This window comes from Streptomyces sp. NBC_00250, assembly GCF_036192275.1.
Taxonomy (GTDB): Bacteria; Actinomycetota; Actinomycetes; order Streptomycetales; family Streptomycetaceae; genus Streptomyces.
The window spans coordinates 4,550,864-4,564,578 of sequence record NZ_CP108088.1; the positions used below are offsets into that span (position 1 = coordinate 4,550,864).

At 71.7% G+C, this 13,715-nt stretch carries 12 protein-coding genes; 2 read left to right on the forward strand and 10 right to left on the reverse strand.

Annotated elements, in window-relative coordinates:
* Positions 1 to 15 precede the first annotated feature (15 nt).
* On the forward strand, positions 16 to 1,647 hold the full coding sequence (locus OG259_RS20555; protein WP_328943598.1) for an MDR family MFS transporter: 1,632 nt from the start codon (positions 16 to 18) through the stop codon (positions 1,645 to 1,647).
* A gap of 81 nt (positions 1,648 to 1,728) precedes the next feature.
* Here OG259_RS20555 and OG259_RS20560 read toward each other — a convergent pair whose 3' ends face one another.
* The 9 genes from OG259_RS20560 to OG259_RS20600 all read right to left on the reverse strand — a co-directional run bounded on the left by OG259_RS20560 (position 1,729) and on the right by OG259_RS20600 (position 12,367).
* Positions 1,729 to 2,544 carry a TetR/AcrR family transcriptional regulator gene (locus tag OG259_RS20560; RefSeq protein WP_328943599.1) on the reverse strand — a complete coding sequence of 272 codons (816 nt, stop codon included), beginning with the start codon at positions 2,542 to 2,544 and terminating at the stop codon, positions 1,729 to 1,731.
* Positions 2,545 to 2,579: 35 nt separating this feature from the next.
* Positions 2,580 to 4,106: an MFS transporter gene (locus OG259_RS20565; protein ID WP_328943600.1), complete on the reverse strand. Its 1,527-nt coding sequence runs from the start codon at positions 4,104 to 4,106 to the stop codon at positions 2,580 to 2,582.
* A gap of 79 nt (positions 4,107 to 4,185) precedes the next feature.
* On the reverse strand, positions 4,186 to 6,381 hold the full coding sequence (locus tag OG259_RS20570) for an ArnT family glycosyltransferase (RefSeq protein WP_328943601.1): 2,196 nt from the start codon (positions 6,379 to 6,381) through the stop codon (positions 4,186 to 4,188).
* Positions 6,378 to 7,661, reverse strand: coding sequence for a bifunctional glycosyltransferase family 2/GtrA family protein (locus OG259_RS20575; RefSeq protein WP_328943602.1), 1,284 nt, complete (start codon positions 7,659 to 7,661; stop codon positions 6,378 to 6,380). The genes OG259_RS20570 and OG259_RS20575 overlap by 4 nt, the downstream gene beginning before the upstream one ends.
* A 26-nt stretch (positions 7,662 to 7,687) precedes the next feature.
* Complete coding sequence (locus tag OG259_RS20580) at positions 7,688 to 9,262, reverse strand: sensor histidine kinase (RefSeq protein WP_328943603.1); 1,575 nt, start codon at positions 9,260 to 9,262, stop codon at positions 7,688 to 7,690.
* 6 nt (positions 9,263 to 9,268) lie between these two features.
* Positions 9,269 to 10,012 carry a response regulator transcription factor gene (locus OG259_RS20585; RefSeq protein ID WP_328943604.1) on the reverse strand — a complete coding sequence of 248 codons (744 nt, stop codon included), beginning with the start codon at positions 10,010 to 10,012 and terminating at the stop codon, positions 9,269 to 9,271.
* 68 nt (positions 10,013 to 10,080) lie between these two features.
* Entirely contained in the window at positions 10,081 to 10,953 is an 873-nt protein-coding gene (locus OG259_RS20590) for an amidohydrolase family protein (RefSeq protein ID WP_328947130.1), read from the reverse strand.
* A 112-nt stretch (positions 10,954 to 11,065) separates the two neighbouring features.
* Positions 11,066 to 11,401, reverse strand: a complete 336-nt coding sequence (locus tag OG259_RS20595) for an antibiotic biosynthesis monooxygenase family protein (RefSeq protein WP_328943605.1) — start codon at positions 11,399 to 11,401, stop codon at positions 11,066 to 11,068.
* A 96-nt stretch (positions 11,402 to 11,497) separates the two neighbouring features.
* Positions 11,498 to 12,367, reverse strand: a complete 870-nt coding sequence (locus OG259_RS20600) for a DUF2797 domain-containing protein (protein ID WP_328943606.1) — start codon at positions 12,365 to 12,367, stop codon at positions 11,498 to 11,500.
* Positions 12,368 to 12,392: 25 nt separating this feature from the next.
* On the opposite strand from OG259_RS20600, the gene OG259_RS20605 reads away from it, so the two are divergent.
* Positions 12,393 to 12,788, forward strand: coding sequence for a hypothetical protein (locus OG259_RS20605; protein ID WP_328943607.1), 396 nt, complete (start codon positions 12,393 to 12,395; stop codon positions 12,786 to 12,788).
* Here the strand turns inward: OG259_RS20605 and OG259_RS20610 are convergent.
* Positions 12,773 to 13,597: a BRO-N domain-containing protein gene (locus OG259_RS20610; protein ID WP_328943608.1), complete on the reverse strand. Its 825-nt coding sequence runs from the start codon at positions 13,595 to 13,597 to the stop codon at positions 12,773 to 12,775. The genes OG259_RS20605 and OG259_RS20610 overlap by 16 nt on opposite strands.
* Positions 13,598 to 13,715: the final 118 nt, after the last annotated feature.

Below are 13,715 nucleotides of genomic sequence, written 5' to 3' on the forward strand. Positions count from 1 at the left end.
GAACGAAGGAACTTGATGGCTACGACCACCACACCAGAGACCGGTGTGAGCGGCGGGAGCGCCAAGCAGGGGGACACCGCCTCCGGCGGCGCCCCGATGACGCACAAGCAGATCATGGAGGCGCTGTCCGGGCTGCTGCTCGGCATGTTCGTCGCCATCCTGTCCTCGACGATCGTCTCCAACGCCCTCCCCCAGATCATCACCGACCTGGGCGGCGGCCAGTCCGCCTACACCTGGGTGGTCACCGCCGCGCTGCTCTCGATGACCGCGACCACCCCGCTCTGGGGCAAGCTCGCGGACCTCTTCTCCAAGAAGCTGCTCGTCCAGATAGCCCTGGTCATCTACGTGGCGGGCTCGGTCGTCGCCGGCCTCTCGCAGAGCACCGGCATGCTCATCGCCTGCCGTGTCGTCCAGGGCATCGGCGTCGGCGGTCTGACCGCCCTCTCCCAGATCATCCTGGCCGCGATGATCGCCCCGCGTGAGCGCGGGCGCTACAGCGGCTACCTCGGCGCGACCTTCGCCGTCGCCACCGTCGGCGGCCCGCTGCTCGGCGGCGTCATCACCGACACCGACTGGCTCGGCTGGCGCTGGTGCTTCTACGTGGGCGTGCCCTTCGCGATCATCGCGCTGATCGTCCTGCAGAAGACCCTCAAGCTCCCCGTCGTGAAGCGCAAGGTCAAGGTCGACTGGGCCGGCGCCTTCTTCATCAGCGCCGCCGTCTCCCTGCTCCTCATCTGGGTCACCTTCGCGGGCGACAAGTACGACTGGATGTCCTGGCAGACGGCCGTGATGGTGCTCGGCGCGATCGCACTCGGCGGTATCTTCCTGATCGTCGAGTCGAAGGCGAGCGAGCCGATCATCCCGCTCCGCCTCTTCCGCAACCGCACGATCACCCTCGCCTCGCTCGCCTCGCTCTTCGTGGGTGTCGCGATGTTCGCTGGCACGGTCTTCTTCAGCCAGTACTTCCAGCTGGCGCGGAACGAGTCGCCGACGATGTCCGGCGTCCTCACCATCCCGATGATCGCGGGCCTGTTCGTCTCCTCCACCGTCTCGGGTCTGATCATCACCAAGACCGGCCGCTGGAAGGCGTGGCTGGTCAGCGGCGGCGCCCTCGCCGCGGGCGGTCTCGGCCTGCTCGGCACGATCCGCTACGACACGACGTACTGGCACATCGCGCTGTTCATGGCGGTCCTCGGCCTCGGCCTCGGCATGATGATGCAGAACCTGGTGCTCTGCACCCAGAACCAGGTGGCCCCCGCCGACCTCGGCGCCGCCTCCTCCGTCGTCACCTTCTTCCGCTCCCTGGGCGGTGCGATCGGTGTCTCGGCGCTCGGCGCGGTCATGGCCCACCGGGTCACGGACTACGTCAAGGAGGGCCTGGCCGAGCTCGGCCCGAAGGCCGCGGCCGCCATGGGCCAGGGCGGCTCGGGCGGCGGGATCCCCGACATGGACAAGCTGCCGGCCCCGATCCGCACGGTCATGGAGAGCGCGTACGGGCACGGCGTCGGCGACGTCTTCCTCTACTCGGCGCCGTTCGCGCTGCTGGCCTTCGTGGTGACGCTCTTCATCAAGGAAGTCGCCCTGAAGAGCAGCTCGGTGAAGGCCGACGAGAAGCCGGTGGCCGCGGAGGCCGTCGCGGAGGCCTAGAAAGACTCCCGGGCGCGCTTCGAGCGGAGGCGCGGCCGGGTCCAGTACGGAGCGGCGGGCAGGGGACGGCCCGCCGCTCCGTCATTTCCGGGTTTCAGTGGCCCCGGTCCCACGAGCCTCGGTCCCGCGAGCCTCGGTTTCACGGGAAACCATGGTCTCGATGCCGGCCACCAGGACGTCCAGCGCGTAGGCGAAGTCGCGGTCCCACATCTCGGTGACGCTGCCGTGCGTGGCCCGCTCGTCGAGGATCTCCGCCATGGGCTCGATGGCTTCCACGAAGCCCGGGTTGTCGCGGAAGGCCTTGACGGACTCCACGTAGAAGTCGTCCTGCGACATCCCGGCCTCCGCCGCACGCCGCCCGAACTGGGACTCGATCGTCCCGTAGCCGTACACGAACTGGAAGACCGCCGACGTCGCGCTGGGCTGACGGTCGATCGGCAGGCCGGTGCCGCCGATCGCCTCCTGGATCTTGGTGCCGACGGCGATCGCGTGCGGGCCGATGTTCAGGTACTGCCCGGCACTCGGGGACATCCACGGGTGGCGGACCAGCATCCGGCGGTATCCCAGGGCGAGCTCCCGGATCATGTCCCGCCAGCCGTCGGCGGCCTCCACCGCCGCGAGGTCGAACTCGCCGTACACGCTGTCCATGGCGAACTCGATGATGTCGTCCTTGGTGTCCACGTACCAGTACAGGGACATCGCGGTGACGTTCAGCTCGGCCGCCAGCTTGCGCATCGACAGCTTGGCCAGGCCCTCCTCGTCGAGCATCCGGATCGCGGCGGCGACGATCCGGTCCCGGTCGAGACCGGCCGGACCGCCGCCGCTCCGCGGGGTCCGGGTCTCCAGCCAGACGCTGGAACGCGCCGGGTTCTTGGCCCGGTCGGCTGCCTTGACCATCGCGTTCCTCCGTCTGTCAGTGCTCCGTGACCATGCTAGGCAGCGATGGACTGCTCGGGCGCCAGGGCCTTCTCCGTGCGCTCGGCCCGCCGGAGCAGAGCCGCCGCGACCAGGCCGCCGGCGAAGACCGCGACCGCGCCGACGAGCTGGCTGGTCTGGAGGCCGGAGGCGAAGGCGTCGGAGATCTCCTGGCGCTCGGCCTCGCTGCCCGCGGCGGCCAGGGCGGCCGGGAGGGAGGTCGCGGTGACGGCGACGAGCGCGGCGAAGCGGGCGTTGAGGACGGCGCCGAGGACGGCGACACCGAGGCCGTTGCCGAACTCGGCGAGGGTGCCGTTGATCCCGGCGCCCACGCCCGCCTTCTCCGGCGGGATCGAGCTCATGATCGCGTTGGCCATGGCCGGGGAGGAGACGGCGATGCCGCCGCCCATCAGGACCAGGCCGAGGAGCATGCCCGCGTAGCTGCCGTCCGTGCCGCCGCCGAGCAGCGAGATCGAGGTCAGACCACCGGCGACCAGGGTCATGCCGAGGACGACGGTGGGCGGGGTGCCCAGCTTCATGACGATCTTCGGGCCGATGCCGGTCAGGTTGAGGCCGACGATCGTCAGCGCGAGCGGCGCCATCCGCAGACCGGCCTCAAGCGGCTCGTAGCCGAGCACGAACTGCAGGTGCTGGGTGAGCAGGAAGAGCGAGCCGCCCATGCCGAAGACGACCAGGATCGAACCGCCGATGGCGCCGATGAACTTCTGGTTCCGGAAGAAGTGCATGTCGAGCATCGGGTACGGGGTGTGCAACTCCCACAGCGCGAACGCACCGAGGCCCAGCAGACCGATCGCGGCCGGGACCAGCACCTGCGCGGAGACCCAGCCGTGCTCGGGGCCGCTGATGATCGCGTACACGACGGCGGTCATGCCGATGGTGGAGAGCAGCGCGCCGAGCAGGTCGGGGCGCTCGCCCTGCGGGTTCTTGGACTCCGGGACGAGCTTGAGGACGGCGACGAGGGCGACGACCGCGACCGGGATGTTGATCAGGAAGATCATTCCCCACCAGAAGTGGTTCAGGATCACGCCGCCGATCAGCGGCCCGCCGGCGAAGCCCAGGGAGGCGACGGTGGACCAGAGCGCGATGGCCTTGACCCGCTCCGAGTCGTCGAAGATCTGCATGACGACGGCGAGGGTGGTGGTCATCAGGAGCGCGCCGCCGACGCCCATGCCCGCGCGGGCCGCGATCAGCTGGGCGGTGGAGTCGGCGAGTCCGGCGGCGAGCGAGCCGAGGCCGAAGAGCGCGAGTCCGATCGCGAGCAGCTTCTTGCGGCCGTAGCGGTCGGCGGCGTTGCCCGCGCTGAGCAGCAGGCCGGACTGGACGAGCGAGTACGCGTTGATCATCCACTGGATGTCGGTGGTGGTCGCGTGGAGTTCGGAGGTCAGCGACGGGATGGCGACGCTGAGCACGGTGTTGTCGAGCAGCACGGTGAGCTGGGCGAGGCAGATGACGCCGAGGATCAGCCAGCGCTGCGGGTGACCGCCGGTGGCGGTCGGTTCGGTCGCGGCGGTCGTCGCCGTCATGGGCAGGGCTCCTTGTACGGTGTACGGGACTAGGTCTCGTACACCGTACAAGGACTCTCTTACGCTGTATAGCGCTTATCTATTTCTTGGTGGTCAGGTCGTAGAACGTGGCGTTGCCGACCGTGACCTTCTCGAAGGTCTCCGCGACCCAGGTGGAGATCTCCGAGTTGCCGCCGGGACCACCGCCGCCGCCCATGCGGCCGCCGTCCTCACCGGTGCCGCCGGCGCTACCGCCGCTCTCGCCGCTGCCGATGAAGTAGTGGATCTTCCCCTCCGCGACGTACTGCTTGAACTGCGCGAGGGTCGGGGACGGGTCACTGCCGTTGAAGCCGCCGATCGCCATCACCGGCTTCTCGGTGGCGAGCTGGTAGCTGGCCGCGTTCTGGGCGCCGACCGTGGCCGCGACCCAGGTGTACGAGTCGGCGTCCGCGAGGAGCGCGCTCTTCGCCTCCGTACCGACACTGGCGCCGTTGAGCAGGCCGCCCATGCCGCCGCCACCGAAGCCTTCGCCTCGGGTCATGCCCTGCGGCGGGGTGCCGCCGGGCATCTGGCCCTGGGTCTGGCCCTGAGCCTGGCCCTGGCCCTGGCCGTTGGGCATCTGCCCGCCGCCCTGACCGCCCTGCCCACCGGGACCGCCGGGCATCTGACCGCCCTGACCGCCGCGACCACCGGGCATCTGTCCGCCGCCGGGGAATCCCCCGCCCTCGAACATCCGCATGCCGCCACCGCCGCCGGGACCCCGGCCGCCCATGGCGCCGCCCGCCGGGCCCGCCGTCACGATCGAACCCTGGTGTCCGGAGTCCACCGTCGCCAGGGTGTACGCGAAGGGACCCGCGAGTCCCGCCGCCAGGCCGAGGCCCGCGACCACGAGGCCGAGGCGCCGGTCGATCCGGCCCGCGAAGAGCAGCCCGAGCGCGGCCACCGCGCCCGCGACGAGGACCGTCCAGCGCAGCCACGGCAACCAGTCCGGCGTCCGCCCGAGCAGGGTCCAGCCCCACCAGGCGGTCACCGCCACCGTCACCGCGAGGGCCGCCGAGGCGAGCAGCCGGGTGCGCTCCTCCCAGAGCACGGCCGCGCCCATGCCGACGAGCGCCGCGAGGTACGGGGCCAGGGCCACCGTGTAGTACTCGTGGAAGATTCCGGCCATGAAGCTGAACACGGCGAGCGTGATCAGCAGCGAACCGCCCCACACCAGGAACGCCGAACGCGCCGTGTCCGTCCGGGGCGCCCGCCAGGTGACGACGAGCCCCGCGACGAGCAGGATCAGCGCGGCCGGCAGGAGCCAGGAGATCTGGCCGCCGACGGAGTCGTTGAACATCCGGACGATGCCGGTCTCACCCCAACGGCCGCCGCCCATGCCACCGCCGCCTCCCCCGCCGCCGACGCTGCCGGTCTCGTCGCCGTTGATGCGGCCGAGGCCGTTGTAGCCGAAGGTCAGCTCCAGGAAGCTGTTGTTCTGCGAGCCTCCGACGTACGGGCGGGAGGACGCCGGCCACAGCTCGACCAGGGCCACCCACCAGCCCGCCGACACGATCATCGCGAGCCCGGCCAGGGCGAGCCGGCCGATCCGGCGCCCGATGCCGCCCGGCGCGCACACCCCGTAGACGAGGGCGAGCGGCGGCAGGATCAGGAAGGCCTGCAGGGTCTTCGCGAGGAACGCGAAGCCGAAGGCCACCCCGGCCCACACGAGCCACTTCGCCGCGCCCTTGTCCTGTTCGAGCGCGCGCAGTACGCAGTAGACGGCGACCGTCATCAGCAGGGCGAGCAGCGCGTCCGGGTTGTTGAAGCGGAACATCAGCGCCGCGACGGGCGTGAGCGCCAGGACCACACCCGCGATCAGACCCGCGCCCGCGCCGAACCGGCGCCGTACGGCCGCGTAGAGCACGGCGACGGTAGCCACGCCCATGAGCACCTCGGGCACGAGGATCTGCCAGGAGCCGAGGCCGAAGAGACGGACGGAGAGGGCCATCGGCCAGAGGGCGGCCGGGGGCTTGTCGACGGTGATGGCGTTGGCCGCGTCGAGCGAGCCGAAGAAGAAGGCCTTCCAGCTCTCGCCGCCCGCCTGGACGGCGGCGGAGTAGAAGGAGTTGGCGTAGCCGGAGGCGCTCAGGTTCCACAGGTAGAGCACGGTGGTCACGGCGAGCAGACCGAGGAACGCGGGCCGGACCCAGGGGGCGTCGTCGGCGCGGCCGCGCCAGAGCCGGGTGAGGGGGCCACCGCGGGACGGCGCGGCATGGGCCGCGCCGGCCGACGCGGCCAGGGAGGTCGAAGTCATCGGTCGTTCCTTGGGTCGTTCCTTGAGGTGGCCCGCTCGGGGAAGACCCAGAGCCGGAAGAGGAGGAAGCGCAGGACGGTCGCGGCGAGATTGGCGACGACCAGGACGGCGAGCTCGGTGGAGTGCGCCGGATCGCCGGTCGCCGCGCCGAGAGCGGCGAGCGAACCGCTGGTCAGGGCCAGGCCGATCGCGAAGACCACGAGCCCCTGCGCCTGATGGCGGACGGCCCGGTCCCGGCCCCGTACCCCGAAGGTGAGCCGCCTGTTGGCCGCCGTGTTGGCGACGGCGGAGACCAGGAGGGCGGCGGCGTTGGCGAACTGCGGGCCGACACCGAGCCGGAAGAGCGAGTACAGGGCGATGTAGAAGAGCGTGGACAGGGCCCCGACCACGCAGAAGCCGACCAGCTGGCGGGCCAGTCCGCCCGGCACACCGCTGAGTTCACGGTCCCGGGGGTCGTCCCCGAAGGGCCTGGACAGCCGGTCGAGGGGCAGCGAACCCGTCGCGAGGGCCCGCCCGACCCGCCAGACGCCCTTGAGGTCGTCGGTGGCCGTGCTCACGATGTGCACGGTCGAGTCGGGGTCGTCGACCCAGTCGACCGGCACCTCGTGGATGCGCAGCCCGGCGCGCTCGGCGAGGACGAGCAGCTCGGTGTCGAAGAACCAGCCGGTGTCCTCCACCATCGGGAGGAGCCGCTCGGCGACGTCCCGCCGTATGGCCTTGAAGCCGCACTGCGCGTCGGAGAACCGGGCGGCGAGCGAGCCGCGCAGGATCAGGTTGTACGCGCGGGAGATGAACTCCCGCTTCGGGCCGCGCACCACCCGCGAGGAGCGGGCGAGCCGGGAGCCGATCGCCAGGTCGGAGTGGCCGGAGATGAGCGGCGCGACCAGCGGGAGCAGAGCGTTCAGGTCGGTGGACAGGTCCACGTCCATATAGGCGAGGACGGGGGCGTCCGAGCCCGACCACACCGTCCGCAGCGCCCGGCCGCGCCCCTTCTGCTCCAGACGTACGGAGCGCACCTCGGGCACCTCGGCGGCGAGGCCGGCGGCGACGTCGGGGGTGCTGTCGGTGGAGGCGTTGTCGGCGACGGTGATGCGGAAGCCGTACGGGAAGGTCCGGAGGAGGTGTTCGTGGAGCCGGCGGACGCACGGCTCCAGGTCCTTCTCCTCGTTGTAGACGGGGATCACCACGTCCAGGACGGGCCGTCCCGCGATGTTCACCGGCAGGTGTTCCCGGGCGGGGAGGGCCCCGGACGTGGGCCCCGCGATCGTTGGGGTTCGCATGCCACCGACACTCGCCGGGGCCGCTGTCACGGCTGTGTGATGAGCCTGTGGCCTGCCTGTGAGTGGGCTTCCGCCGGGTGGGCGGCGGGCAGCCGGACGGTGAAGGCGGTCCGGCCGGAGACGCTCTCGACGGTCACGTCACCGCCGTGGGCGACGACGACCGCCCGGACGATGGCGAGCCCGAGGCCGGTGGATCCGGCGTTGCGGGAGCGTGAGGCGTCACCGCGCGCGAACCGCTCGAAGACGGCGGGGAGGAGCGCGGCCGGGATGCCGGGCCCGTCGTCCTCGATCTGGACGACCACCGCACCGGGTTCCGCACGGAGCCGCGCGGTGACCTTGGTGCCGGGCGGTGTGTGCGTACGGGCGTTGGCGAGGAGGTTGACGAGCACCTGCTGGAGCCGGGCGCCGTCCGCCCGTACCGGCGTCCCGCCGTCCTCGGGCAGTTCGATGCACCAGTGGTGGTCGGGCCCTGCGGCGCGGGCGTCGCTCACGGCGTCCACGACCAGCGGGACGAGGTCGGTGGGCTCGTACGAGAGGGGTCGTCCGGCGTCGAGCCGGGCGAGCAGCAGCAGGTCCTCGACCAGGCCCGTCATCCGCGTCGCCTCGGACTCGATCCGGCCGAGCGCGTGCCGGGTGTCGGGCCCGCACTCCTCGCGGCCGCGCCGGGTCAGCTCCGCGTACCCCCGGATCGAGGCGAGCGGGGTGCGCAGTTCATGGCTGGCGTCGGCGACGAACTGCCGGACCCGGGTCTCGCTCTGCTGGCGGGCGTCGAGGGCCGAGTGGACGTGGTCGAGCATCCGGTTGATGGCCGCGCCGACCTGGCCGACCTCCGTCCGGGGATCGGCCTCCGCGTCGGGGACCCGCTGATGGAGTGCCACCTCACCGCTGTGCAGGGGAAGTCGGGCGACCTGCCGTGCGGTGACGGCGACCCGGTGCAGCGGCCGCAGGGCCACCCGGACGAGCACGGTTCCGGCGAGCGAGGCGGCGAAGAGCCCGGCGCCGGTGACGCTGAGCTCGACGAGGATCAGGGTGGAGAGGGCGTCCTCGACCTCGGTGAGGGGGATGCCGATGAGGAAGGTGCCACGGCCGCCCTCCGCGTACTCGACCCGGTAGGAACCCAGGCCGCCCGGGAGGTCGACGGTGTGCGGCCGTCCGTCACGCGGGACGGCGGAGAGCACGGACTGCTGGGCGGCGTCGAGACTCTCGACCGGGAACAGCGGCAGGTCCGCGCCGGTCTCCCCGGCCGCCTCCGTCGAGTAGCCGGCCTCGGAGACCTCCCCGCCGATCAGGACCGCACCGAGCGTCCCTATCGGCGCGCCGGGGTCCTTGAGGAAGCCGAGCGGCGGCCTGTCCTGCCTTTCCCTCTCCGGATCGGGCAGGCCGACGCGGTCCGGCGGCCCGGCGGCCCGCGTGGACACGCTTCGGAGCGAGTCGTCGGCCTGGTCGTACAGGTACGAGCGGAACGCGATCGTCGTGACGGTTCCGATGACGGCCGCGACGACCGCGATCAGCGCGACCGCCGAGACGACGAGACGGGTCCGCAGCGACCACGGCCCCCTTGTCCGCGGAGACCGTGTCCGCTGCCCTGCACCTCGCCACACGAGCCGCTACTCCCCCGGCTTGATGAGGTAGCCGGCCCCGCGCCGGGTGTGGATCATCGGGGCGCGCCCCGCGTCGATCTTCCGCCGCAGGTACGAGATGTAGAGCTCGACGACATTGGCCTGACCGCCGAAGTCGTACGACCAGACCCGGTCGAGGATCTGCGCCTTGCTGAGCACCCGCCGCGGATTGCGCATGAGATAGCGCAGCAGCTCGAACTCGGTCGCCGTGAGGTGGATGGAGACCCCGCCCCGGGTGACCTCGTGGCTGTCCTCGTCGAGGGTCAGGTCCCCGACGACGAGCAGCGACTCGCTGCGCGCGACGGCCGCCCCGGACCTGCGGATGAGCCCGCGCAGCCTGGCCACGACCTCCTCCAGGCTGAAGGGCTTGGTGACGTAGTCGTCGCCGCCCGCCGTGAGTCCGGCGATCCGGTCCTCGACGGAGTCCTTCGCCGTCAGGAAGAGCACCGGTACGTCGGGCAGCTCGCGCCGGATCCGGCCGAGCAGGCTCAGCCCGTCGACGTCGGGAAGCATGATGTCGAGGATGACGGCGTCGGGCCGGAACTCACGCGCGGAGCGCAGCGCGGCAGCGCCGTCCCCGGCACTTCTGACCTGCCAGCCCTCGTAGCGCAGGGCCATCGAGAGCAGCTCGGAGAGCGAGGCCTCGTCGTCGACGACGAGGACGCGGACGGCGGTTCCGTCGGCACGGAGCATGTCGGCGCGGGTGCCGGTACGGCGTGTGGTGACGGTCATGGAACCCACGCTGTCGGGCGCCGCTGAGAGGCCTCTTTCCCTTTCCTGTGAATTCCCTGAGAAAGGACTCAGAGGTCCGCGGACGGTTTCACGTGAAACAACGCGGCGCCGTTCTCGTACAGGACGCCGCGGAGCCAGTCATCCCCGAGCCCGAGGCGTTCGAGGGCCTGGAGCTGGTGCACGTACGGATACGGGATGTTCGGGAAGTCGGAGCCGAGGAGGATCCGGTCGCCGACGTCCACGAGCCGCTTGAGCTCCGCCTCGGGGAACGGCGCCAGTCGCTCGCTGAAGTCGGTGAAGGCCATGGTGGTGTCCAGGTGGACCCCCTCGTACCGCTGGGCGAGATCGAGGAAGTCGCCGTACTCGGGCATCCCCATATGGGCGACGATCACGCGCAGCCTGGGGTGCCGTGCGAGCAGCCGCGCCATGGGCCCGGGTCCGGTGAAGTTGCCCGGAGTGGGCCCGGAGCCGCAGTGGACCACGACGGGGGTGCCGCTGTCGGCGAGGGCTCCCCAGACCCCGTCCAGCGCGGGGTCGTTCGGGTCGAAGCCGCCGACCTGAAGGTGCACCTTGAAGACGCGGGCTCCGGCGGCGAGCGCCTCCTGGACGTACCGGTCGACGCCCGGCTCGGGGAAGAAGGTCGAGGTGTGCAGACAGTCGGGGGTGCGGGCGGCGAAGTCGGCGGCCCAGGAGTTCAGCCAGGCGCCCATCCCGGGCTTGTGGGGGTAGAGCATCGCGGTGAAGGCGACCGCCCCGAAGCCGCGCAGGAGCGCGAGCCGGCGCTCCTCCTCCTCGCGGTAGGTGATGGGCCACTCCATGCCGGTCAGCGGGCCGACGGCGTCGAAGTAGGCCCAGACCTTGTCGAGGACGTTCTGCGGCATGAAGTGCGTGTGCACATCGACGAGCCCGGGAATGCCGAGCCGCTCGACGAGGGCCCGGATGTCGTCGGCCTCGCGGCGCTCACCACTCGCGCGGTTCTCGCGGTGGTCTCGGCTCTCGTGGCTCTCGCTACTCGCGCGGTGCTCGCGGTGCTCTCGGCTCTCATGGCTCTCGCTACTCGCGCTCAAAGCTGTAACTCCGTTCGACCTTGCCGATGTGGACGCTGTAGCTGTCGTACCAGTGCTCGCGGCCGTGGGCCTTGGCGGCCTGGTGCTCGGCGTGCAGACGCCAGGCGTCGAGCGCCTCCAGGTCCCGGAAGTAGGCCACGGTGATGCCGATGCCGCCGGGAGTGCGGGCGGACTCATGGCCGAGGAAGCCGGGCATCTCTCTGGCGAGTTCGTCCATCCGTGCGGCCGTCTCGGCATAGCCCTCGGGGGCGTCTGGCCGGATCGAAGTGAACACAGCGGTGTAGTAGGGCGGTTCGAGGTCCGCCACCAGCTCGGGGGTCATGTGATCACCCTCGCCGGGCCGGTGGGGGATGTCCACGGCGCCCGGGCAACAGGATCCAAGACTTTACGAAGGGACCGCTGCGGTGGGGCGGCCCCCTCAGAACAGCTCGCCCTGGGTGCTCGGGTCGACGGCGGACACCGCTTCCGACACCGGCACGGACAAGGCCTCGCCCTCCTTTGCCGCCTGGAGCACCCAGCCGCCCATCAGCCGGGTGTCGAGGGCGAGACAGCGTCCGCCCGGGTCGAGGAGGTGCAGATCGGGCCCGGCGGCGGCGAGCAGCCGCCCGCTGACGACACCCCCGTCGACCAGCTCCGTGACCGTGCCGGCGAGCGGCGGCAGCCCGTCGAGACCGAAGGCCGGGGCGTGGTCACGCGGGGCGAACTCCAGCGGCTCCAGGGTCTCCGTCCAGCCGCCCACCTCCCGTGCCCGCCGGTGCAGCTCCCCGACCTCCCGGGCCCGTTCCGAGGCGGCCGGCAGCGCGTGCCGGCCGGCCCGCTTCCGCTCGTACGCCACGCGGTCGGGGATCCCGAGCGCCTGCCGCAGCACCTCCTCGGTCCGCCGGGCGGCCATCAGCGGCCCCCGCCCGAGCCAGCTGAACGTGACGGCGCCCTGTTCGAGGAGCCGGGCCTCGCCGCGGGCCTCGGCGGTGATCCCCACCTTGGTCATACCGGGCCCGAACCAGGCCAGGTACACACGGTAAGGCTGCGGGTCGTCCAGGAAGGTGTCGGCGGCCACGGAGTGCGCCCGGTCGAGCCGCGCGCACTCCGCGCACCGCCCACCGGTGGCCCGGCCCGGCACGACGGCCTCCAGGGGACAGGGGTTCCCCCGGGCCCCGGGACACCGCCGCTCCCCCACGGCCCGGAAGGCGAGCCCCTGCCCGTACGCGAGGGCGCTGACCCTCCCGCCCCGCCACCGCAGCCCGGGCACGCCCCCGCTCCAGGTGATCCCCCGACACTGCCACTCCACGCCCGCGCCTCCCTATGCTCCGTGGATGCCCAGTCTCCGACACATCCGGTTCCAGTCGCCTGCCCCGGGCCCCCGGGGCAATCACCCCGGAGTGTTCGGCCTGACCAACCTGCTGGCCCGGGAGGGCAGGCTGACTCCCGAGGAGTGGGCGATCTGGCGCTCCTCGAACGACTGGTACGACGCCCGTTTCCCGAACCCGACCGCGGTCGACCCGACGGTCTACGACCCGGAGCTGAACCCGGGCGCGGCCGCCTGGTTCCGGCCGACGGCCACCGAGGCACTGGCCAGGGTCGACCCGTACCTGCGGATCCTGCGGGACCACGGAGTGCCCTGCGTCCGCCTGGAGTCGGCCGACCCGGGCCGGGTCGTCTACACGGACGCGTACCAGATCGTCGTCGTGCCGGCTCAGGGCAGGACGTAGATCCGCGCCCCGTCGGCGTCGGGCCCCCCGACCTCCCGCATGCAGCCGCGCTCGATGAGGAGGCGTACGCAGTCCCGGACGCGCTCGCCGGAGAGACCGGTGCGCCGGGTGACGTCCTGGGCCCGGTAGCGGACGCCGCCGCGGACCAGGCCGGGGGCGAGACAGCTCGCGACCGTGCGCACGTCCCCGGTGATGGCCCAGGACTCGACGAGCTCCTGCGGGGTGAGGGCTACGGCGGCGCCGGTGCGCTGGCGCGGCACGGAGAGCCGCTCAAGGGAGTCGGCGACCCTTGAGAGACTCCGCCGGGTCTCACGGAGCAGCTCCGCGTACTCGGTGTGCTCGGCGTACGCCGCGTCCCGCTCGTCGAACTGCCCGTCGAGGCGTACGAGGACGTCGACGAGCTCCTGCGGCAGGACGAACCCGGCGTGCACGGGGGAGGGTTCGAGCCCGTACCCCCCGTACCGCTGGATCGCCGCTATGACCTCGGCCGTCCACGCCCGGAACGGGCCGGCCTCCGGTCTCCGGCAGGCCCCGACGAGCTGGACGAGCCCCTGCAGGCTCACCATCCGCGTCGCCGCCCTGATCCCGCACCGCCCGAGGAACTCCTCACCCCCGGCGAGCTCCCGCGCGGACGCCAGGCACGTCCCGGGCAGGTCCACGGTCCGCAGCGCCTCCCGCGTCCCCGCGTACCCCAGCCGCTTCGCCACGTCCACGACGGGGAACCAGTGGGTCCCGTCCCGGGCGGTCAGGCGCCGCAGGGGCGCACCCGTGGCGGCGTACACCAAGTCATCGATGTCGATCGCGTCCATCGATCATCACCTCCGCCTCGCAAGCTAGGACGAAGGCATATTCAACTGACATGCAAATAAGACAGGTTCACCCAAAAGGGGAGGGATTCCCGGGTATGACCCCGAAAATCCCTCCCCT